This window comes from Frigoribacterium sp. R86507, from assembly GCF_044597695.1.
Classification (GTDB): domain Bacteria; phylum Actinomycetota; class Actinomycetes; order Actinomycetales; family Microbacteriaceae; genus Frigoribacterium.
The window spans coordinates 2,676,348-2,698,507 of record NZ_CP139002.1; the positions used below are offsets into that span (position 1 = coordinate 2,676,348).

At 72.3% G+C, this 22,160-nt stretch carries 19 protein-coding genes, 1 tRNA gene and 1 pseudogene; 8 read left to right on the forward strand and 13 right to left on the reverse strand.

Translation table 11 applies throughout. From position 1 onward, the window contains the following. Positions 1-3: 3 nt before the first annotated feature. From SJY14_RS12590 to SJY14_RS12625, 8 genes and pseudogenes are all read left to right on the forward strand, one after another. Complete coding sequence (locus tag SJY14_RS12590) at positions 4-849, forward strand: exodeoxyribonuclease III (RefSeq protein ID WP_396599049.1); 846 nt, start codon at positions 4-6, stop codon at positions 847-849. Between the two features lie 49 nt (positions 850-898). Beyond that, the gene (gene trpS, locus SJY14_RS12595) at positions 899-1,903 is read left to right on the forward strand and encodes a tryptophan--tRNA ligase (RefSeq protein WP_083396122.1); all 1,005 of its coding nucleotides are present in this window, start codon (positions 899-901) and stop codon (positions 1,901-1,903) included. Between the two features lie 2 nt (positions 1,904-1,905). Beyond that, on the forward strand, positions 1,906-2,610 hold the full coding sequence (locus SJY14_RS12600) for a GNAT family N-acetyltransferase (RefSeq protein ID WP_396599050.1): 705 nt from the start codon (positions 1,906-1,908) through the stop codon (positions 2,608-2,610). Positions 2,611-2,648: 38 nt separating this feature from the next. After that, positions 2,649-3,650 carry a bifunctional diaminohydroxyphosphoribosylaminopyrimidine deaminase/5-amino-6-(5-phosphoribosylamino)uracil reductase RibD gene (ribD, locus tag SJY14_RS12605; protein ID WP_396600278.1) on the forward strand — a complete coding sequence of 334 codons (1,002 nt, stop codon included), beginning with the start codon at positions 2,649-2,651 and terminating at the stop codon, positions 3,648-3,650. A 17-nt stretch (positions 3,651-3,667) separates the two neighbouring features. Then, positions 3,668-4,288 (forward strand): annotated as a pseudogene (ribA, locus tag SJY14_RS12610) (GTP cyclohydrolase II); the annotation flags it as partial. Between the two features lie 218 nt (positions 4,289-4,506). Next, the gene (locus SJY14_RS12615; protein ID WP_071254441.1) at positions 4,507-5,853 is read left to right on the forward strand and encodes an MFS transporter; all 1,347 of its coding nucleotides are present in this window, start codon (positions 4,507-4,509) and stop codon (positions 5,851-5,853) included. Positions 5,854-6,027: 174 nt separating this feature from the next. Then, positions 6,028-7,974: an ABC transporter ATP-binding protein gene (locus tag SJY14_RS12620; RefSeq protein WP_071254443.1), complete on the forward strand. Its 1,947-nt coding sequence runs from the start codon at positions 6,028-6,030 to the stop codon at positions 7,972-7,974. A gap of 61 nt (positions 7,975-8,035) precedes the next feature. After that, the gene (locus SJY14_RS12625) at positions 8,036-9,070 is read left to right on the forward strand and encodes an enoyl-CoA hydratase/isomerase family protein (protein WP_071254445.1); all 1,035 of its coding nucleotides are present in this window, start codon (positions 8,036-8,038) and stop codon (positions 9,068-9,070) included. A gap of 54 nt (positions 9,071-9,124) precedes the next feature. Here SJY14_RS12625 and SJY14_RS12630 read toward each other — a convergent pair whose 3' ends face one another. From SJY14_RS12630 to SJY14_RS12690, 13 genes are all read right to left on the reverse strand, one after another. Next, positions 9,125-10,177 (reverse strand): Gfo/Idh/MocA family oxidoreductase, encoded by a 1,053-nt coding sequence (locus SJY14_RS12630; protein WP_071254448.1) that lies wholly within the window; start codon positions 10,175-10,177, stop codon positions 9,125-9,127. Then, the gene (locus SJY14_RS12635; RefSeq protein WP_369825278.1) at positions 10,174-11,667 is read right to left on the reverse strand and encodes an NAD-dependent succinate-semialdehyde dehydrogenase; all 1,494 of its coding nucleotides are present in this window, start codon (positions 11,665-11,667) and stop codon (positions 10,174-10,176) included. Before SJY14_RS12635 ends, SJY14_RS12630 begins: the two co-directional genes overlap by 4 nt. Next, the gene (locus SJY14_RS12640) at positions 11,664-12,269 is read right to left on the reverse strand and encodes an isochorismatase family protein (protein ID WP_071254450.1); all 606 of its coding nucleotides are present in this window, start codon (positions 12,267-12,269) and stop codon (positions 11,664-11,666) included. The genes SJY14_RS12635 and SJY14_RS12640 overlap by 4 nt, the downstream gene beginning before the upstream one ends. 38 nt (positions 12,270-12,307) lie before the next feature. After that, positions 12,308-13,843 carry a D-alanyl-D-alanine carboxypeptidase/D-alanyl-D-alanine-endopeptidase gene (gene dacB / locus SJY14_RS12645; RefSeq protein WP_255364141.1) on the reverse strand — a complete coding sequence of 512 codons (1,536 nt, stop codon included), beginning with the start codon at positions 13,841-13,843 and terminating at the stop codon, positions 12,308-12,310. 31 nt (positions 13,844-13,874) lie between these two features. Continuing rightward, a complete protein-coding gene (locus SJY14_RS12650) occupies positions 13,875-14,858 on the reverse strand; it encodes a Gfo/Idh/MocA family protein (protein WP_071254452.1) in 984 nt (327 codons plus the stop codon). Positions 14,859-14,926: 68 nt separating this feature from the next. After that, positions 14,927-15,670, reverse strand: a complete 744-nt coding sequence (locus SJY14_RS12655) for a hypothetical protein (protein ID WP_143048541.1) — start codon at positions 15,668-15,670, stop codon at positions 14,927-14,929. Positions 15,671-15,879: 209 nt separating this feature from the next. Then, positions 15,880-15,955: transfer RNA gene (locus SJY14_RS12660), tRNA-Thr, on the reverse strand. A gap of 57 nt (positions 15,956-16,012) precedes the next feature. Next, complete coding sequence (locus SJY14_RS12665) at positions 16,013-16,675, reverse strand: TetR/AcrR family transcriptional regulator (RefSeq protein WP_143048542.1); 663 nt, start codon at positions 16,673-16,675, stop codon at positions 16,013-16,015. Positions 16,676-16,761: 86 nt separating this feature from the next. After that, positions 16,762-17,910, reverse strand: a complete 1,149-nt coding sequence (locus tag SJY14_RS12670) for a DNA polymerase III subunit delta' (protein ID WP_396599051.1) — start codon at positions 17,908-17,910, stop codon at positions 16,762-16,764. A 40-nt stretch (positions 17,911-17,950) separates the two neighbouring features. Continuing rightward, a complete protein-coding gene (gene topA / locus SJY14_RS12675) occupies positions 17,951-20,902 on the reverse strand; it encodes a type I DNA topoisomerase (RefSeq protein WP_396599052.1) in 2,952 nt (983 codons plus the stop codon). Positions 20,903-21,061: 159 nt separating this feature from the next. After that, a complete protein-coding gene (locus SJY14_RS12680) occupies positions 21,062-21,442 on the reverse strand; it encodes an Rv3654c family TadE-like protein (RefSeq protein ID WP_071254462.1) in 381 nt (126 codons plus the stop codon). Next, complete coding sequence (locus SJY14_RS12685) at positions 21,439-21,813, reverse strand: TadE family protein (protein ID WP_083396123.1); 375 nt, start codon at positions 21,811-21,813, stop codon at positions 21,439-21,441. The genes SJY14_RS12680 and SJY14_RS12685 overlap by 4 nt, the downstream gene beginning before the upstream one ends. A 5-nt stretch (positions 21,814-21,818) precedes the next feature. Continuing rightward, the gene (locus tag SJY14_RS12690; protein ID WP_083396124.1) at positions 21,819-22,079 is read right to left on the reverse strand and encodes a DUF4244 domain-containing protein; all 261 of its coding nucleotides are present in this window, start codon (positions 22,077-22,079) and stop codon (positions 21,819-21,821) included. Positions 22,080-22,160 lie beyond the last annotated feature (81 nt).

Genomic DNA, 22,160 nt, shown 5'->3' on the forward strand with positions numbered 1-22,160 from the left:
CCCATGTCCACGCGCCTCCGTCTCGCCACCGTCAACGTCAACGGCGTCCGCGCCGCCTTCCGCAAGGGCATGGGCGACTGGCTCTCGGCGCGCGACGTCGACGTCCTCACGCTGCAAGAGGTGCGCGCCTCGACCGACGACCTCGAGGGCCTGCTCGGCCCCGAGTGGAACGTCGTCCACGACCCGGCGACCGCCAAGGGCCGGGCAGGGGTCGCCATCGCCAGTCGGGGCGAGGCCCACGTCCACCGCGTCGAGCTCGGGCCCGACGACTTCGACAGCGCCGGCCGGTGGCTCGAGGCGGACTACGAGATCGACGGCACCGTGGTCACCGTGGTCAGCACCTACGTCCACTCGGGCGAGGTCGACACCCCCAAGCAGGACGAGAAGTGGAAGTTCCTCGACGCCATGTCGGCGCGACTCCCCGAGCTCGCCGCCCACAACGAGCTCTCGGTGGTCACGGGCGACCTCAACGTGGGGCACCGCGAGCTCGACATCAAGAACTGGAAGGGCAACGTCAAGCGCGCCGGCTTCCTCCCCCGTGAGCGGTCGTACTTCGACCGCTTCCTCGGGCCGGCGGGCGAGCAGGTCGCGACGGTCGACGGCACCGGCGGAGAAGGCCTCGGGTGGGTCGACGTGGGTCGACGCTTCGCGGGCGAGGTCGAGGGGCCCTACTCGTGGTGGTCGTGGCGCGGTCAGGCCTTCGACAACGACACCGGTTGGCGCATCGACTACCAGTTGGCCACCCCGGCGTTGGCCGACACCGTCGAGCACTACGTGGTCGACCGGGCGGCCGCCTACGACCAGCGGTGGTCGGACCACGCTCCGGTCGTCGTCGACTACCGGCTCTGACCCCGCGTCCCCTCCCCTCCCTTCTCGCACCACCCCGACCGAGGACCCCATGACCAAGCCCCGTCTCTTCTCCGGCATGCAGCCGTCCGCCGACTCGCTCCACGTCGGCAACTACATCGGCGCCCTGCAACAGTGGAAGTCGCTGCAGACGACGCACGACGCCCTGTTCTGCGTCGTCGACCTGCACGCCATCACCGTCCCGCAAGACCCCGCGGCGTTGCGTGCCCAGATCCGTGGTACCGCCGCGCAGTACATCGCCGCGGGCATCGACCCGGCCCGGTCGACCCTGTTCATCCAGTCCCACGTACCGGCGCACACGCAGTTGGCCTGGGTCCTCAACACCCTGACCGGGTTCGGCGAGGCCAGCCGCATGACGCAGTTCAAGGACAAGGCGGCGAAGCAGGGGTCCGACGCGGCCTCGCTCGGCCTGTTCGCCTACCCGACGCTGATGGCGGCCGACATCCTGCTCTACCAGGCCGAGACGGTTCCGGTGGGTGACGACCAGCGTCAGCACGTCGAGCTCACCCGCGACCTCGCGACCCGGTTCAACTCCCGCTTCGGCGAGACGTTCGTCGTGCCCGAGGCGACGATCCAGAAAGAGTCCGCGCGCATCTACGACCTGCAGTCGCCCGAGTCGAAGATGAGCAAGTCCGCGGCGACCGACTCGGGTGTCGTGTGGATGCTCGACGAGCCGAGCCGCACCGCCAAGAAGATCAAGTCGGCGGTCACCGACGCCGAGCGCGAGATCCGCTTCGACCGCGGGGCCAAGGCGGGGGTGTCGAACCTGCTCACCATCCTGTCGTCGTTCTCGGGCGACAGCGTGGCCGACCTCGAGGAGCGCTACGCCGGTCGCGGCTACGGCGACCTGAAGAAGGACGTGGCCGAGGTCGTCGTCGAGACCTTCGCGCCCGTCCGCACCCGGGCGCTCGAACTCCTCGACGACCCGGCCGAGCTCGACCGCATCCTCGCGGTCAACGCCGACCGGGCGAACGAGATCGCGCAGGCCACGATCGACACCGTGTACGACCGCATCGGCTTCGTCCGCAAGGCCTGATCGTGCTGCCGTTCGTGCTCGCGTCACCGACCCTCGAGTTGGTGGTGCCGAGCGCGGCCGACGTGCCGGCGATCGTCGACGCCTGCCGCGACGAGACGCTGCAGCGGTTCACCACGGTGCCCGTCCCGTACGGACGGTCCGACGCCGAGTTCTTCCTGCGTCGCATCGTGGACGACGGGTGGGCCACCGGGCGCGAGTTCACCTGGGGGCTGCGCCGCCCGGGGTCCGGCCTGCTCGAGGGCGTCATCAGCGTGCGGCTCCGGTCGTCCGACGTCGGCTTCTGGACGGCCCCGGCCTCGCGGGGTCACGGCCTGATGACCGAGGCCCTCGGCCTGGTGGCCGACTGGGCCTTCGGTGCCGGCGGGCTGCGCGAACTCTTCTGGGAGGGCTACGTCGGCAACGACGCCTCGGCCGCCGTCGCCCGTCGCATGGGCTTCACGTACCAGGGTGTCGGTCCGGGGCTCCACCCCGACCGTGACGGGGGCCACCCCCTCTGCTGGAAGGCCCGCCTGCGACCGGGCGACGCACGGGCGGCACGACCGGGCTGGCCCGACCTGGGGCGTTCCGGGACTCGTCCCGGCCGCTCGACGGAATACCCCGTGGCCGACGGTGTTGACTCCCTCACCGATGCCGTCGACGGCGTCGTCCGCCCGTCCCCCACCGCGTACGCCCCGGCGCGCGACCGTTCCGTTCCGGAGGCCCCGTGAGCATCGACTCGATCGACCACGATCTCCTCGAGCACGTCATGAGACGGGCCGTCTCGCTCGCCCGCCGGGGGCCGGCCCGCGGGGTCAACCCCCAGGTCGGCTGCGTCCTGCTGCGCCCCGACGGCAGCACGGCGGCCGAGGGATGGCACCGGGGTGCCGGCACCCCCCACGCCGAGGTCGACGCCCTCTCGCACCTCTCCCCCGGCGAGGCCCGCGGCCTGACCGCCGTCGTCACGCTCGAACCCTGCGACCACGTGGGCCGCACCGGCCCCTGCAGCGTCGCCCTGATCGAGGCGGGCGTCTCCCGCGTCGTCCACGCCGTCGCCGATCCCGGCGCGTCCTCCAGTGGCGGGGCCGACCGTCTGCGGCGGGCCGGTGTCGAGGTGGTCGACGGCGTGCTCGCCGACGAGGCCGCCGAGATGGCTCGCCGCTGGTTGGTGACGGCCCGGACGGGCCGACCCTTCGTGACGCTCAAGTGGGCCTCGAGCCTGGACGGCCGCACCGCCGCGTCCGACGGCAGCAGCCGGTGGATCACGGGAACCGCGGCACGGCAACACGTCCACGAACAGCGGGCGGCCCACGACGCGATCCTGGTGGGCACGGGCACCGTGCTGGCCGACGACCCCAGCCTGACCGCCCGGGGCGACGGCGGAGAACTGCTCCCCGACCAGCCCCTGCCCGTCGTCGTCGGCACGCGCCCCGTGCCCCCCGACGCCGCCCTGCGCCGGCATCCCCGCGAGCTCGTCGAGACGGGCACGCACGACCTCGAGGCCGTGCTCGACGACCTCGGACGCCGCGGGGTCCGCAGCGTGTTCGTCGAGGGCGGACCGACCGTGGCGAGCGCGTTCGTCCGGCTCGGACTCGTCGACGACTACGTCGTGTACCTGGCGCCCACGCTGCTCGGCGGCCCCCGGACCGCCCTCAACGACCTCGGCGTGGACCACATCGACGCGCAACGACGACTGCGCGTCACCGACGCGCACCCCCTCGGCGACGACCTGGTGGTCGTCGCCCGCGACACCCCCAGGAGACACGCATGACCACCACCCCCGCCGCATCGTCCCAGGTGTCGTTCGAGGTCGAGACCACGGTTCCCACCAGCCACGGCACGTTCCGCATGAGGGCTTACCGCGACACGGCCACCGGGGCCGACCACGTGGCGATCATCGCGAGCGATCCGACGGGCCTCCGCCCGGCGGACGGCGCCCTCGTGCGCGTCCACTCCGAGTGCCTCACCGGCGAGGCGTTCGGCTCGCTCAAGTGCGAGTGCGGCCCGCAGCTCGACGCCGCGCTCGACACCATCCGGGACCACGGCGGAGTCGTCGTCTACCTGCGCGGCCACGAGGGACGGGGCATCGGCCTCGTCAACAAGCTCCGCGCCTACCGCCTGCAAGAGGACGGCCTCGACACCCTCGACGCCAACCTCGCCCTCGGGCTGCCGGCGGACGCCCGAGACTACGGGGCGGCTGCCGACGTGCTGCGCGACCTGGGCCTCACCCGCGTCCGGTTGCTCAGCAACAACCCCGAGAAGCGACGTCAGCTCGGCGAGCACGGCATCGAGGTCACCGAACTGGTGCCGCTCGTCGTCGGCGTCGGCGCCTTCAACGAGGGCTACCTCGACACCAAGCGCGACCGCATGGGTCACGAGCTGCCCGGCCACCTCGGCTCCGACGACTGAGCCCGCGGCCGGGGGCCGCTCCGTGAGCCGGAACCGCGTCCCCAGCCGGGGTACAGCCGGAGTAAGCTGGGCGTCGGCCGTCACGAGCGGCCACCGTCTCACCCGGCCGAGCGATCAGCAGATCCCTGCACCGCGCCTCCGTCCGACCCGTTGCGCCGCATCACGCGCCCGGTCGTCGACGTCCGCCGGGACCTCGACCCCTGCCTCGGAGTGCCCCCGTGTCCGTACCCACCGTCGATCCGTCGACGTCGTCCGCCCCCACCACCAACAAGCGCTCGCGCGTCATCGTCGCGAGCCTCATCGGCACCTCGATCGAGTTCTACGACTTCTACGTCTACGCGACCGCCGCGGTGCTCGTCTTCCCGACGATCTTCTTCGCCAACGACGACCCCGCCGTGGCGCGGCTCGCCTCGTTCGCGGTCTTCGGCGTCGCGTTCATCGCCCGACCGGTCGGGTCGATCGTCTTCGGACACTTCGGCGACCGCATCGGCCGCAAGGGCACCCTGGTGGCCTCGTTGCTGACGATGGGCATCGCGACGGTGCTGATCGGCTGCATCCCGGCCGGCACCACGCCCGGCTGGGCGGTCGCCGGCCCGGCCTGCCTCGTCGTGCTGCGGTTCTGCCAGGGCCTCGGCCTCGGCGGTGAATGGAGCGGCGCCGCGCTGCTCGCGACCGAGAACGCCCCGGCGAACCGCCGAGCGATCTACGGCACGTTCCCCCAGCTGGGTGCGCCCATCGGATTCATCATCGCCAACCTGCTCTTCGTGCTGCTGAACACGACCCTCACCGAGGAGCAGTTCCTGGCCTGGGGTTGGCGCCTGCCGTTCCTGGCGAGTGCCGTCCTGGTCGTCATCGGCCTGTACGTGCGGTTCAAGCTGATCGAGACGCCGGCGTTCCAGAAGGTCGTCGACTCGGGCAACGTCGCCACGCTGCCGCTCGCCCGCGTCTTCCGGTCGAGCTGGCGCCCCCTGCTGCTGGGCACGTTCATCATGCTCGCGACCTACACGCTCTTCTACCTGATGACGACGTTCACGCTGACGTTCGGCACGGCCGACGCCGGGGGCGACCCGGCGGGTCTGGGCATCCCCCGGACGCAGTTCCTCTGGATGCTGATCCTCGGCGTGGTGTTCTTCGGCATCTTCACCCTGGTGTCGGGGCCGCTCGCCGAGAAGTACGGGCGCCGCGCCATGCTCATCTGCGTGACGGCGGGCATCCTCGTCTTCGGCTTCACGTTCGCCCCGCTGTTCGCGGCCGGGGCCCTCGGGGCGCAGGCGCTGCTCATCATCGGCTTTGTCCTGATGGGGCTGACCTTCGGACCGATGGGGGCCGTGCTGCCCGAGCTGTTCCCGACGAGCGTGCGCTACACCGGCTCGGCGATCAGCTACAACGTGGCCAGCATCCTGGGAGCCGCCGTGGCCCCGTTCATCGCCGTCGCGCTCTGGACGGCGGCGGGCGGCAGCACCTGGCTCGTGGGCCTCTACCTGTCGTCCATGGCGGTCCTCACCCTGATCGCGCTCGTGCTCAGCAGGGAGACCCGCGACGTCGACTACGACACGGCCGGCTGACCGGACGCGACGTGCCCTGCCGACCGGCCCGCGCCTCCTGACCGGAGGCGCGGGCCGGTCCCGTGACGCAGGTGGAAGTCACCGGGACGAAGTACGGTCGTAGTCGGCGGTGGCACCGCCCGCGACACCGACCGCCGCACCCCGCGACGCCGGTCACCAGGCACGAGAGGCATCATGAGCTCCGACACACGCGCGCGCACGACGACGTCCGAGGGCAAGGAGGCGCGGGTCGACCCACCGGCCGCGCCCCGGTCGCGGTGGGGTCGCCGCCCGCAGCCCGAGGGCCCCCGTGCCACGTTCCGTCAGTTGCTGCCCTACCTGTTCGAGCACAAGAAGGTCATGGCCTTCATCATCGTGCTCAGCGTCCTGGGTGCCGCGGCGTCCCTCGGTCAGCCGCTGCTCGTGCAGCAGGTCATCTCGGCCGTGCAGCAGGGCGTGACGCTCGGGCCCCTCGTCTGGGCGCTGGTCGCGCTGGTCGTCGTGGCCGGGCTGATCAGCGGGTTCCAGCACTATCTGCTGCAGCGCACCGGCGAGGGCGTCGTCCTCTCGAGCCGTCGTCGCCTCGTCGGACGCATGCTCCGGCTGCCGATCAGCCAGTTCGACACGCGCCGGACGGGCGACCTCGTGTCGCGGGTCGGCTCGGACACCACCCTGCTGCGGGCCGTACTCACCCAAGGACTCGTCGAGGCGATCGGCGGCAGCCTGACTTTCGTCGGTGCCTTGGTCGGCATGTTCCTGATCGACCCGGTGCTGCTCGGACTGACCGTGCTCGTCGTCGCCGTGTCGGTCGTCGTCGTCGTGCTGCTGTCCGGCCGCATCCGTGTGGCCAGCCGCCAGGCGCAGGAGAAGGTGGGTGACCTGACGGCCGCCGTCGAACGCGCCATCAGCTCGGTCCGCACGATCCGCGCCTCGGGCGCCACCGACCGCGAGATCGTGGCCGTCGAACGGGACGCCGAGGGCGCCTACCAACGGGGGCTCCAGGTGGCGCGCATCTCGGCCCTGGTCGTGCCGATCTCGTCCGTCGCGCTGCAAGCGTCGTTCCTCGTCGTGCTCGGAGTCGGTGGGTACCGGGTGGCGAGCGGTGCCATCGAGATCGCCTCGCTCGTCTCGTTCGTGCTCTTCCTCTTCCTCATGATCATGCCGCTCGGCCAGGCCCTCGGTGCCGTGCTCAGCGTCAACCAGGCGTTGGGGGCGCTCGGGCGCATCCAGGAGATCCTCGACCTGCCGAGCGAGACCGACGGGGACGAACGCCTCGCGGCGGAGGTCGCGACCCGTGAGGCGGGCGCCGGTCTCACGGCGGAGGACGGCATCGCCGTCCGGTTCGACGACGTGCACTTCCGCTACCCCGACTCGCCCGTGGCCTCCGGGAAGGCGACGGGCGGCCCGCGGGTCTCCGGCGAGCCGGGCCACGACTCGGGCGTGCGACCCGTCGACGACGACCTCACGGTGCTGCGGGGCGTCAGCTTCTCGGTGCCCGTCGGCAAGCGCACGGCACTCGTCGGCCCCTCAGGAGCGGGCAAGAGCACCATCCTGTCGCTCATCGAGCGCTTCTACGACCCGACCTCGGGTGCCGTGCGTGTGGGCGGAGCCGACGTCCGCACCCTCGACCGACGCGACCTGCGGTCCCGCATCGGCTACGTCGAACAGGACGCACCCGTGCTCGCCGGGACGATCCGCGACAACCTCACCCTGGGTTCGCCCGAGGCGACGGACGACGACTGCCGTCGGGTTCTCGAGGCCGTGAACCTCACCGCCGTGCTCGAACGCGGCGACCAGGGTCTCGACGCCCAGGTGGGCGAGGACGGGGTGATGCTCTCCGGGGGCGAACGTCAGCGCCTGGCCATCGCCCGCACGCTGCTCAACGCGCCGCCGATCCTGCTGCTCGACGAGTCGACCTCGAGTCTCGACGGTCTCAACGAGCAACGCCTCCGCGAGGCGATCGACGCGGTCGCCGAGAACCGCACGCTCATCGTCATCGCCCACCGGCTCTCGACCGTGGTCGACTCCGACCAGATCGTCGTCGTCGAGGCCGGCCGCGTGGTGGGCGTGGGCACGCACTCCGAACTGGTGCAGACGACGCCGCTCTACAAGGACCTGGCGAAGCACCAACTCCTCGTCTGAGAGCGAGGTGCGCCGGCGACGGCGACGGCGCACGGCCACGACGCCGTGCGACGATGGCCCGATGAGCGACGTCGCCCCCACCGTCCTGACCCACGTCGACCGTGGGGTCGGCGTGATCACCCTCAACCGCCCGCAGAAGATCAACGCGGTGACGATCGAGATGCTGGGACTCGTCGAGCAGGTGCTCGACGCGTGGCAGGACGACCCGGGGGTCTCGTCGGTGCTGCTGCGGGGTGCCGGGCCACGGGGGTTCTGTGCCGGGGGCGACATCGCGTGGATCCACGCCAACGCCACGACGGACCCGCGACGCAGCGTCGACATGTGGCGGCGCGAGTACCGGGGAACACTGCGCCTGGCGCGCTGGTCGAAGCCGATCGTGTCGCTCCTCGACGGCATCGCGATGGGTGCGGGCATCGGGCTCGGCGGTCACGTCACGCTCCGCATCGTGACCGAACGCAGCTCGGTGGGCATGCCGGAGACCCGCATCGGGCTCTCTCCCGACGCGGGCGGCAGTTTCCTGTTGTCACGGGCCCCGGGCGAGCTCGGCACCCATCTCGCCCTCACCGGTCGTGCGATGACGGCTGCCGATGCCCTGCACACGGGCTTCGCCGACCTGTTCGTCCCGTCGTCCGAGCTGACGCGGGTCCTGCCGGCACTGGCCGACGGAGGCCCCGACGCCGTGCGGGCACTCGGCGCGGACGCGGGACCGTCCGATCTCGCCGAGGCCGCCGAGTGGATCGACGACGCCTATCGGGGCGACGACGCGGGGACGATCGTGCGACGACTCCGCGACCTCTCGGATTCGGGTCTCGCCGATGCCGGAGCCGTGGCCGACGACCTCGAGGCGGCCTCGCCCACGTCGGTGGTGCTGACCCTGGAGGCGCAGCGGCGGGCGGCCCGTCTGCCCGACCTCGAGGCGGTGCTGGGGCAGGAACTGGGCATCGTCACCTCGCTCGCCGCCTCGCCGGACCTCGTCGAAGGCGTCCGCGCCCGGGTGATCGACAAGGACCGCCGCCCCCGATGGTCACCGCCGACCCTCGCCGAGGTCGACGTCGCCGCGACCGTCGCGACGGTCGACTGGACGACTCGCCTCTGAACGAGGGGCGAGCGTCGTCCGAGGGCCGCCGCCCACTCGACCACCGCCGCCGGGTCAGAGGCGGATCACGCGTCCCTCGTCCGCCGAACGACGCGCGGCCTCGATCACCTCGAGTGCCCGGACGGCGTCCCAGGGGTCGACCGGCAGCTCGCCCTCGCCTGCCAGGGCCGTGGCCAGCTGCGAGTAGAACGCGGGGTAGCGGCCCGGATCGGTCGTCTCGTCACGGCGGGTGCCGCCCGCGGACACGACACCCCGACGATCGCCCGCGTCGACACCGTAAGCGGGGTCGGTCGGCGTCAGTCCCGACGCCAGCTGGGCCTCTTGCGGGTCGAGGCCGTGCACCTCGTACGCCCCCGCCGACCCCAGCACACGGAACCTCGGCCCGGGCAGGGCTGCCACGTGGCTCATCGCCAGCCGCGACCGCCGACCTCCCTCGTGCTCGAGCGACAGGAACACGTCGTCGTCGGCCGTCCCGGACGGGCGGCGCGTCGCGATCTCTGCGTGGACCGCCCGGACCGGCCCCAGGAGTCGCATCACCTGGTCGACGAGGTGCGGGCCCAGGTCGAACAGGATGCCCCCGCCGTCGGCCGGGGTCGCCCGACGCTTCCAGCCGGCGCGGTTCTCGAGCTTCCACGGTTCGAATCGCGACTCGACGGTGTGCACGTCGCCCAGCTCGCCCGACCCCGTGAGGCGCGTGGCCGTCAGGAAGTCGCCGTCCCACCGCCGGTTCTGGTAGACGGTCAGCGGACGGCCCAGCGACTCGGCGAGCTCGACGAGCCCGCGGGCGTCGGCGGCCGAGGTCGCGAGCGGCTTGTCGACGACGACGGCCGCCCCGGCCCGCAGGGCACGCGTCGCGGTCTCGACGTGGGTGCCGTTGGGGGTGGCCACGACGACCAGGTCGAGTTGACGGCGCCAGAGCTCGTCGACGTCGGCGACGACCTCGGCCCCGGGGTGCGCCGCGGCGGCCTGCCCGGCACGGTCGGGGTCGCGCGTGACGACGGCGTCGACCCGCCAGGCCGGGTCGGCGGCCAGCAGCGCGCCGTGGAACACCCGGCCCGCGAGTCCGTAGCCCACGATGCCGACACGCAGCGGCTCGACGGCGCTCATGCGGCGGCGAACGGGTCGGGGGTCAGCACGTACACCGTCTCGAGGTACTCGTGGATGCCCTCGGAACCACCTTCACGGCCGAGGCCCGAGGACTTGACGCCGCCGAACGGCGCCGAGGCGTTCGACACCACGCCGACGTTGAGGCCGAGCATGCCGGTCTGCAGCCGTTCGGCCAGCCGCTGCCCTCGGGCGAGGTCGCGGGTGAAGGCGTAGGCCACGAGCCCGAACTCGGTGTCGTTCGCGATGCGGACGCCCTCGGCCTCGTCCCGGAACGTCGAGATCGCCAGGACCGGGCCGAAGATCTCGGTGGTCAGGATCTCGCTGCCGGGGGCGACACCCGACACGACGGTCGGTTCGAAGAAGGTGCCCGGCCCGTCGCCGGGGTGGCCGCCGGTCTCGACCACCGCCCCGCGATCGACCGCGTCGCGGACGAGCCGGTCGGCCTTGTCGACGGCCCGGTCGTCGATCAACGGACCCACGGAGACCCCGTCGTCGGTCCCCGGGCCCACCCGGAGTCCGCGCACGCGCTCGACCACCCTGGCGGTGAACTCGTCGGCGACCGACTCGTGCACGATGAACCGGTTGGCGGCCGTGCAGGCCTGGCCCACGTTGCGGAACTTCGCCTGCATCGCCCCCTCGACCGCGGCGTCGAGGTCGGCGTCGTCGAAGACCACGAAGGGGGCGTTGCCACCGAGTTCCATCGAGGTGCGCAGCACCTGCTCGGAGGCCTGGGTCAGCAGCGTCGAGCCGACCGGCGTCGACCCGGTGAAGCTGAGTTTCCGGAGGCGCGGGTCGCGGATGAGGGGCTCGCACACGTCGTTCGCCGACAGCGTCGTCACGACGTTCACCACCCCGTCGGGCACGCCAGCCTCGGCGAGCAGGGCGGCGAAGGCGAGGGTGGTGAGCGGCGTCAGCTCGGCCGGCTTGACGACCACCGCGCAGCCGGCCGCGAGGGCGGGCGCGATCTTGCGGGTCGCCATGGCGAGGGGGAAGTTCCAGGGGGTGATCAGCAGGCAGGGACCCACCGGGCGGTGAAGCACCGTCGTCCGGCCGGTGCCCTCGGGGTTCGTGCCGTAGCGACCCGAGACGCGCACGGCCTCTTCCGAGAACCAGCGGAGGAACTCTCCGCCGTAGGTGACCTCGCCGAGCGACTCGTCCAGCGGTTTGCCCATCTCGAGCGTCATCAGCAGGGCGAAATCGTCGCGCCGCTGCGTCAGCAGGTCGAAGGCGCGGCGCAGCACCTCACTGCGGTGACGGGGAGACGTCGCCGCCCAGTCGTCCTGCGCGGCGACCGCGGCGTCGAGGGCCCGCAGGCCGTCGGCGGGAGTCGCGTCGGCCACCGCGACCAGGACCTGGCCCGTGGCGGGGTCGACGACGTCGATGGTGTCGCCCGAGGACGACGGGCCCCACGAGCCCCCCACGAAGAGACCGGTGGGCACGGCCTCGATCACACGACGACGCTCGGCGGCCGTCACGACCGGGCCGGTCACGACGAGACCCCGGTCGAACCGTCGACGTCGGACGACGGGACGGTGCGGACGCCGGCCGCGCGCAGCTCGGCCAGGGCGGCCTCGCTCGGAGCCGGGGCCACACCGGCCACGAGGTCGGTCAGCACGGTCACCCTGAGCCCCGCGATGACGGCGTCGAGGGCCGAGGCCCGGACGCAGTGGTCGGTTGCCAGACCGACGACCTCGACCTCGTCGACACCCGTCGCGGCGAGGACGTCACCGAACGGGCGCCCGTCGTCGACGAGCCCGTCGAACAGCGAATAGGCCGGTCGACCGTCGCCCTTGAGCACGTGGACGTCGACGAGGGCGGTGTCGAGCTCGGGGTGGTAGTCGGCACCGGTCGAACCCTGCACGCAGTGAGCCGGCCACGAGTCGACGAAATCGGGCTCGGCGCTGAAATGGCCGCCGTTGTCGCCGTCGGGCGCGTGCCAGTCGCGGCTGGCGACCACGAGGTCGTACCGGTCGCGGTGGGCGCGGAGGTGGTCGGTGACCGCCTGCGCGACGTGGGCGCCGCCGGTGACCCCGAGCGCACCTCCTTCGGTGAAGTCGTTCTGGACGTCGATGACGAAGAGTGCTCTGGTCATGCGACCATTCTCGCGCGCCGCACCGACAGCGGCCCGCCTCAGCTGTTGGCGAGGTTGTCGCCGCAGCTGTAGACGGCCGTCGTCAGGGTGTCGAGGGCGGCCCGCGCGTTGTCCTGCACGGAGCCGATCGCGTAGAAGGCGAAGGTGAGCTTGGTGCCGTCCGCCGCGTCGACGGTGCCCGCGAGCGTGTAGGCCGTGTCGATCCAGCCGGTCTTGGCGTGCACGGCGCCTCGGGCCACGGCGTTCGAGCCCGTGAAACGGGAGGCGAGCGTGCCCGTCTTGCCCGACACCGGGAGGGCGTCGTAGACGACGCCGAGGCCGTGCTCGCGGTTCAGCACCTGGATCATCAGGCGCGCGACGAAGGTCGAGGGAACGGCGTCGTTCTCGCTCAGACCGGACCCGTCGATGATCGTGAGCGACGACGTGTCGAGACCGTAGGTCGACGAGAGCACGGACTTGTAGAGCGCCGTGAGCGACGCGGCCGACCCGTCGGCACCGGACGCCTTCGACGAGACGCGCGCGAGCATCTCGGCGAGGGTGTTGTCGGAGGTCGGCAGCAGCTGCGAGATCAGGCGGCTGACCGGCTGGGACGACACCTGGGCGATCACGGTGCCGCTCGTGGCGGTGCCCTCGGTCATGGTGGCGGAGTCGGCACCGACCACGCCCGCGGTGACGAGCGCGGAGCGGAAGGCGTCGCCGGCGCGGGCCACGGGGTCGGTGCTGCGCGGACTCGTCTGGGCGGCCGGGTTCGCCCGGTCGCCGTCGACCATGAGCGCGGTGACCTCGGAGTGGTAGCCGATGGTCTGCTCGGTGCGCTTCCAGGACGGGTCCCACTTGTCGGCGGGGTTCCAGTAGGTGGCGTCGAGCGTGATCTGCGTGAGGGGCTGCTCGCCGAGCGACGCCTTCACCTGGGTCGCGAGGTCGGCGACCGTGGGGGCCCCGGCGTACACGCTCGAGCCCGTGGCACTGAGCGTGGCGTCGCCGCCGCCGACCAGGGACACGGCACCCGTCCCGGCGTCGCCGGTCACCCGGGTGGTGAGACGGGCGTCGGGCCCGAGGACCGACAGGGCGACCGCGCTCGTCAGGGTCTTCAGCACGCTGCCCGTGCGCGCCGGGGCCGAGCCGTTGCGGTCGAAGAGGACCTCACCCGTGGTGGCGTTGACCACGGTGCCCTCGAACTGGGCCAGACGGGCGTCGGACGCGGCACCGGCGACCGAGCAGGTCCGCAGGCGCGTGGCCCCCGGGATCACGCCCGGTACCGACCGTGCGGGGTCGGCCGTGGGGGTCGCGGTCGGTGTGATCGTGACGGCCGGTTCGGGGGTCGAGGAAGCGGCCCGTGCCGTCGCGGCGTCGGGCGCGGTGGCGGCCCCGGCGGCGACCGCGCCGCCACCGAGTAGGGCGAACACGAGGACGCCCGCCGTCACGAGGAACCCTCGCGGTCGCGACGAGACCCAGCGCCACACGGACGAGCCCGACGCGGCCGATCGGACCGGGGTCGCATCGCGGGGGCCGGCTCCGTCACCACCCGTGGTCGCTTCGGGACGGTCGTGACGTGGCTCACCCTGATCGCTCATCGAGGACATCATACGGAGCCTCGCGGCGACGTCATCCCTCGGAGGGGTACCGCACGCCGATCTGCCGCCGGACCTCGTCCATCGTGCGCATGACGCCCACGCCGTCGGCGGCGGTCAGCAACGGACTCTCGCGCTCGCCCGCCGCCACGACCCGTTCGAGTTCGAGCGCCTGGTGGTGCATGCCGCGCAGTCCGCCCTCGTCGGCGTCGAAGCGCTCGACCACGGCGTCGTCCGAGTCGCGCACCGTGAAGCCGCCGGGCGCGTAGAACGTGTCGTCGACGTCGATGCGACCGGCGGTGCCGAGCAGCGTCGCCGTGTTGCGGCCCGAGGTGTCGAGGGCGGCGTACAGCTGGGCCGTCGCACCCGACGCGTGACCGAGCTGGATCGCGACGCGCGCGTCGACGCCCTGGTCGCTGAGCGTGGCGGAGGCCGAGACCGTCGAGGGCGCCCCGAGTAGGTCGTCGGCGAACGACACCGGGTACACCCCGAGGTCGAGGAGGGCCCCGCCGCCGAGCGCCGGGTCGTTGATGCGGTGGTGGGGATCGGTGGGCAGCGACTGGACGTGCACGGCCGTCAGGAGGCGCACCTCGCCGATGACGCCGGAGCGCACGACCTCGCGCAGTCGCGCGCTCTGCGGCGTGTACCGCGTCCACATCGCCTCGAGGACGACCACGCCGGCCTCACGAGCGGCCGCGTAGACCCTCTCGGCCTCGGCGGCGTTCACGGTGAAGGCCTTCTCGACGAGGACGTGCTTGCCGGCGGCGACGGCCGAGAGGGCGTTCTCGGCGTGGAACGGGTGCGGGGTGGCGACGTAGACCACGTCGACCTCGGGGTCGGCCACCAGGTCGTCGTAGCTGCCGTGCGCCCCCGGGACCCCGGCGCGGTCGGCGAACTCGCGCGCCTTGGCCAGGTCACGGGACCCGACGGCGGAGACGGTCAGCCCCGCACCCTGCAGGTCGGAGGTGAAGGTGGCGGCGATGCCGCCGGCGCCGAGGATTCCCCATCGAAGTGTCATGCGGACTGTCTACCAGCCACCGCCGACGGCGAGGCCCGCGGGTTCGGAGCCCTGCCCCGCGTCTCCGGTCAGCAGGCGTACCAGCGACTGGCCGAGCGGACGAAGTCCGGGCTGTCGTCCGGCGCTCCCCCGTGCACGGCGGCGAAACCGACGCAGGCGTGGGCGAGGTCTCCACGGAAGTCCGGTCGGTAGACGGCCGCGCGGTGCGGGGCCGAGGTCCACCACTTGGCGGCGGCGACGTCGCCCGTGGTCGCGGTGCCGCCGGCGAGGTTGCCGTCGCAGCCGACCGGGGGCACCCCGTCGCTGCGGACCACCTCGCCCTTGTGCCCCCAGGCGCTCAGCGGATCGGGACTCGGGTCGCCGGCGACCCAGAAGAGGTACTGCTCGAGGCACGCGTCGTGACGCACGTTCGCGGCCGGCAGCAGCCCGAGGCACGCAGCCTCACGCTGCTCCTCGTAGGCCGTCCGGAACGCGTCGAGGTCGGCGGCGGTGGTGCCCGTCGCGCCGCTGGCGGCGTCGGGGGCGCCGGTCGCGGTTTCGGGGGCGCCGGTCGCGCCGCTCGCGGCGTCGGCGTCGGCGCCGGGCTGCGCGGGCGAGGGGACGGAGGCGCTGGTGGCGTCGTCCACGCACCCCGCGCCTCCTGCGTCCTCGGCCTCGGGTTCGGGGTCGCCGCTCCCGAGGACCACCGTCGTCGGCCCGTCGGCCACGCCGGCCGTCGCGAGGGCCGAGGAGTCGCCTCCGGCCCAGACGACGAGGAGGATGCCTGCCAGGACGGCGGCGAGCAGCGCGGTGCAGATCACGCGGAGGGGCATGCGGGCCACCTCCTTCCGGCGAGCGGTGGGCGTCGCAGATCGACCGTAGGACGACGGGACGGGCCCCGTGGGCCGTTCGGGGTACAACCTGGCGACTGGCTCACCACTACTGGGGGCGCAGAGACGGGCGCGAGGGCTTCAGACCGGCACCCCCTCGGCACGGCCGACGGACGAGAACAGCCCCGGGTCGTCGTGACCCGGGGCTGTGGTGGAGCCGCTTATCAGAATCGAACTGATGACCTTCTCATTACGAGTGAGACGCTCTACCGACTGAGCTAAAGCGGCGGGGCCGACCTCGGCCGGTTGCCCGTGCCTCGCGGCACGATTAGATACTGTACAGGATCAGCGGACCTCACGTGTCACGAGGCGACCGAGCTCGACGAAGCTGGCCTCCATGCGGGCGCGCAGGCTGTACCGCATGTCGCTGAGGTGGTCCACGTCGTCGTCGTCGATCCACTCGGCCCAGGCATGGCGGAGGGTGGCGATGCTGACCAGCGACACCAGGTGCGCGCGGCTGAGCAACGAGGCGTCGACGGCGGCGTCCGCCACTCCCTCGTCGGCCGCCATGCGCTGCGCGACGACGGTCGTCAGTCGCTCCTCGAAGACGCGCGTCGACGCGATGCGACGGGCCAGCAGGTCGGGGTGCGCCCGCAGCACCCGGCGACGCAGGACGACGAGTTCGCGATCGACCGTGGCCGACTCGACGGCGTGCGTCAACAGCTGGATGAGGCTCGACAGCACGGGCTCGTCGCGCTGGGCCACGAAACGCTCGAGGTCGCGACCGTCGGGCAGCGCCGGCGGGTCGCCGACGACGGCCTCTTCTTTGGACGGGAAGTAGTTGAAGAAGGTCCGCGGCGAGACGTCGGCCCGGCGGCTGACCATGTCGACCGTCACCGCGTCCAGCCCGTGTTCGACGATGAGGTCGAGGACGGCGACCTGGATCGCTCGTCGGGTGGCCAGACGTTTGCGCTCGCGCAGGCCGGGGGCGGCGTTCGGGTCGCTCATCAGGCCATCATCGCGCATGCACCCGGGGAAAGGGGTGGACGGCCCCCGTGTCAGCCCGGTGCCCGTGCCGGTGCCGCGCGCACCGGTCAGCGGATGGCGTGACGACTCACGACGACCAGCATGGCCTCGAGCGCCATGGCCGGCGACACGTTGGCCTCGATGCGGCGGCGGGCCAGCGCGATCGCGTCGAGCACGGCCAGGGTCGCGGCCGGGGTGGAGGCGGCCGCCGCGGCGTCGAGCTGTGCCCGGATGGCCTCGTTGATGGGCTGCTCGTCGACGCCGAGCTGCAGCAACAGGACGTCGCGGTACAGCGAGAGGAGGTCGACCATGATGCGGTCGATCCCGTCGCGGAGGCTCCGGGTCGCCCGGCGCTTCTGGTCGTCCTCGAGGGCACGCAGCTGGCTGCGCAGCGCCGGGGGCACCGTGCCACCCGGCTCGACGCCCAGCGACCGCAACGCGCTCGCCCGTTCTTCGGCGTCGCGCTCTTCCGTGATCGCCTTCGCGTCGTCGCCGGCGACCGCGAGCAGGGTGGCCGCCGCGATGACGGCGTCCGAGACGCTGCGGATGCCCAGGGCGGTCTCGAGGGTCTGACGACGTCGCGACCTCGCCGAGGCGTCGAGTGCCAGGCGCCGCGCCATGCCGATGTGGCTCTGGGCCTCGCGGGCCGCCACGAGCGCGATCTCGGGGTCGACGCCGTCGCGGTTCTCGAGGAGCGCGGCGACGTCGCCCACCGCGGGCATGCGGAGGCGCACACTGCGGACGCGGGAGCGGATCGTGGGGATGAGGTCGGCCTCGCTCGGTGCGCACAGCAGCCAGACCGTCCGGGGCGGCGGCTCTTCGAGCGCCTTGAGCAGGAGGTTCGAGGTGCGCTCGGTCATCCGGTCGGCGTCCTCGATGACGACCACCCGGTAGCGACCCACCGACGGCGAGAACTGGCTCGCCGCGACCAGCGACCGGACCTCGTCGATCGTGATGATGATGCGTTCCGTGCTGAGGACCGCGAGGTCGGGGTGCGACCTGGCGGCGACCTGACGGAGGGTGGCCTCTTCGTCGGCCGGTTCCCGCGAGAGCAACGCGGCCGCGAAGGCGTAGGCCAGGTTCGAGCGGCCCGAGCCGGGCGGCCCGGTGATGAGCCACGAGTGGGTCATCGAGGCGTTGCCGGGCTGCGTGGAGGCCGCCGCGGTCAACGCCTCGATGGCGTCGGGCTGACCCGTGAGGTGTTCCCAGAGGGGCATGGTCAGCGTGCGCCCTCGGCTCGGGGACCGACCGGGTCGGTCACTCGCCCGCGGCCTCCGGCGCCGCGGCCGTCGCCGACGCCGCCGTCTCGGCCGCCGGGGCCTTCTTGACCGGCGCCTTCTTGGCAGCCGTCGTCGAGGCCTTCGCGGTGGTCGCCTTCTTGGCCGGCGCCTTGGTGGCCGCCTTCGCGGTGGTCGCCTTCTTGGCCGGCGCCTTCTTCGCGGGTGCCTTCTTGGCGGCCGTCTTGGGCTTGGCCGGCCCCTTGGCCCGCTTGTCGGCGAGCAGCTGGACGGCGCGGTCGAAGTCGACCTCTTCGACCGTCTCACCGCGCGGGATGGTGGCGTTCGTCTCGCCGTCGGTGACGTACGGGCCGAACCGGCCGTCCTTGACCTTGATGGGCTTGCCGCTCACCGGGTCGGCCTCGAACTCCTTCAGGGCGCTGCTGGCCTTGCGAGCGCCGTACTTCGGCTGGGCGTAGAGCTCGAGCGCCCCGGGCAGGTCGATCTCGAAGATCTGGTCCTCGCTCGTCAGCGACCGGGTGTCGGTCCCCTTCTTGAGGTAGGGACCGTAGCGCCCGTTCTGGGCCTGGATCTCGTCGCCGCTCTCGGGATCGGTGCCGACGGTCCGCGGCAGGTCGAGCAGTCGCAGGGCCGTGTCGAGGTCGACCGTGTCGACACCCATGCTCTTGAAGAGCGACGCCGTGCGTTCTTTCGGAGGGGCGGCCTTCTTGGCGGGGGCTTTCTTCGCCGGAGCCTTCTTCGCCCCGGTCGTGGTCGTGGCGGCAGCCGCGGACTCGGTCACCTCGCCGGTCGCTGGGTCGGCCACGATCTCGTCGGTCGACGACTCGGGGGTCCGCTCGGTGACGTACGGGCCGAAGCGGCCGTCCTTCGCGATGACCTCCTTGCCCGTCTTGGGGTTGAGCCCCAGCACGCGGTCGCCGACGACGGGGGCGTCGATCAGCTCACGCGCCTTCTCGGCCGTCAACTCGTCGGGGGCGAGGTCTTCGGGCACGTTCACGCGACGCGGGGTCTCGGGGTCGTCGCCCGGCGCCTCGAGGTAGGGACCGTAGCGACCGATGCGCAGGGTCACGCCGTCGGCGAGCACGATGGAGTTGATGTCGCGCGCGTCGATCTCGCCCAGGTTGTCGATGACCTTGCGAAGACCTCGGTGCGACTCGTTGCCGAAGTAGAAACCGTTCAACCAGTCCACACGGTCGGCGTCGCCGCCGGCGATGAGGTCGAGATCGTCCTCCATGCTGGCCGTGAAGTCGTACTCGACCAGGTCGGCGAAGTAGTCCTCGAGCAGACGGACCACCGAGAACGCGATCCAGTTCGGGACGAGGGCCGTTCCGCGCGGCGTGACGTAGCCACGGTCGACGATGGTCGACATGATGGCCGCGTAGGTCGAGGGGCGTCCGATGCCGAGCTCTTCGAGGGTCTTGACCAGGCTCGCCTCGGTGTAGCGCGGCGGTGCCGACGTGTCGTGCCCCTTCGCCTCGACCTCGTCGAGGCCGAGGGCCTGACCGGCGGCCAGCGGGGGCAGCTTGGCCTCGGCGGGTTCGGCCGTGCCGTGGCGGTCTTCGTCGCGACCCTCTTCGTAGGCGTTGAGGAACCCGCGGAACGTGATCACCGTGCCGGATGCGGCGAACTCGGCAAGCGTCCCGGTGGCGGCGCGGGGGGCGATGCCCTCGACCGTCCCCGAGGTCGTCGCCGACACGACGACCGAAGCGGTCGATCCCTTGGCGTCCGCCATCTGCGAGGCGACCGTGCGCTTCCAGATGAGGTCGTAGAGCTTCCAGTCGTTGCCCCGCAGGACGTTCTGCATCTCGGACGGCGTCTTGAAGGTGTCGCCCGACGGCCGGATGGCCTCGTGCGCCTCTTGCGCGTTCTTGCTCTTGCCCGTGTACAGCCGCGGCTTGTCGGGGACCGTGTCGGACCCGTAGAGCTTTGCGGCCTGGCTGCGCGCCGCACCGATCGCCTGCTGGGACAGCGCCGGCGAGTCGGTGCGCATGTAGGTGATGTGGCCGTTCTCGTAGAGCGACTGCGCGACGCTCATGGTCTGCCGGGCGGAGAACCGCAGCTTGCGCGCCGCCTCTTGTTGGAGGGTCGACGTCGTGAAGGGAGCAGCCGGACGACGGGTGTAAGGCTTCGAGTCGACCGAGCCGACGACGATCTCGACGTCGGAGGAGCTCAACGCCTCGGCGAGCGCACGCGACGCCGCCTCGTCGAGTGCGACGGCCTCGCCCTTCAGTCGACCCCGGTCGTCGAAGTCGCGACCGGCGGCGACGCGTCCCCCGTTGACGCGGACGAGGCGCGACCCGAAGGCGACCTTCGCCTCGCCCTCGGCCGCGACGGGCTCGAAGGTCGCGGTGAGGTCCCAGTACGACGCGGAGACGAACGCGAGGCGTTCGCGTTCGCGGTCCACGACGAGACGCGTCGCGGCCGACTGGACGCGGCCTGCGGACAGCCCCGGTCCGACCTTGCGCCACAGCACGGGCGAGACCTCGTAGCCGTAGAGGCGGTCGAGGATGCGGCGGGTCTCCTGCGCGTCGACCAGGGCGGTGTCGAGGTCACGCGTGTTCTCTTGCGCCTTCTGGATGGCGTCCTTGGTGATCTCGTGGAACACCATGCGCTTCACCGGCACCTTGGGCTTGAGCTCTTGCAGGAGGTGCCACGCGATGGCCTCGCCCTCGCGGTCCTCATCTGTCGCGAGGTAGAGCTCGTCGGCGTTCTTCAAGGCGCGCTTGAGGTCGGAGACCGTCTTCTTCTTGGCGTCCGAGACGACGTAGTAGGGCTCGAATCCGTTCTCGACGTCGACGGAGAACTTGCCCATCGACCCCTTCTTCAGCTCGGCCGGGAGGTTCTTGGGCTCGACGAGGTCGCGGATGTGGCCGACGGAGGCCAGCACTTCGTATCCGTCGCCGAGGTACTGCCCGATCGTCTTGGCCTTGGCGGGCGACTCGACGATGACCAGTTTCTTCGTGCCTGGCACGGGACTCCTTGCGTGGTGGTGCGGCGACCCGGTCCGACGGACCGGGCGAGGGGCTGCAGGGCGAGGACGGGGTGCTCGATCGCTCCCACCGACCCCGAGGAACGTCGGGAGCCGTGCAGCCGACAGCCACACCATACACACCCGACGCTCGGGCCCTCTTCACGGACCGCCGCCCCGGGGCGGGGCCGTCGGGGGCGGCGGACCGGCCGTCGCCCGGGCCCTGACGGCGAGGGGACCGAGGGCCGTCGAGACCTCCACGGTGACCTCCGCGCCGGCGACGACGCAGGCCGAGAGTGCGACGCCGTTCGCCTCGGCGGTCGCGGCGGCCCGGTCGCAGACGGCGCCGACGGCGAGCCCCGACAGGGTGTCGGCTGCGGCGAGCGCCGAGGCGTCGGCCGCCCCGGCGGTGCGCGACCGGACCGCGAGCGCCGAGTGCGATCCGACGAGCGCGACGGCGAGGACCGTGATCGTCACGAGCCCGGCGGCCGACAGGACGCTCGAGCTGCCACGGTCGCTCGTCAGGACGTGGCGGACGGTCATCGCCCGGCCGTCGGCGCGCAGCTGCGAGAGGTCAACGTGACCTCGCCCACGGGGCCGACCCGCACCTCCCGGCGGAGGTCGACGCAGACGAGGTCGGCGCCGACGGACTCGGACATCGCGGCGCCCGGCGCGAGCCGCGCCAGGGTCGTCCCGACCGAACCGCCATCGCCCCGGGCGGTCTGCCGTGCCACGACGGCCGCGGCGTCCGCGAGGCGGACCGACTGCGAGGTGACGACCAGGCTCGCGACGACGAACGCGACGACCAGGATCACGGCGGGCATCGTCATCGCGAACTCGACCGTCGCGCTTCCCCTCTCGTCGTCGACACGACGGACGAGACGGACGAGGCGCCCCCGGACCCTGGTCGTCACAGCGGTCACCCGACCGACAGGGCCGACCGGACCAGGTCGGACAGGATGCCCCGGACCTCGTCCGACCTCATGATCGTGACGAGAAGGCCGGCGAAGCCCACCGCGGCCATGATCACGATGGCGTACTCGGCCGTGGCCGCACCGTCGTCGGCCCGGACGAGGCGACGGGCGACGGAGGCGAGGCGGCCGGCGGTCGAGGTACGGCCGGTGGAGGACGGAGGGCTCGTCGTGGGGACGGCGGGCGAGGGGGTCGCGGCAACGGTCATGATGTTCCTCTCGTGGGTGTCGGCACCTCTCCGGTGACGATCCGAGCCTGGCGGCATTCCGCGGGTGGCCCGCAGCCGTCG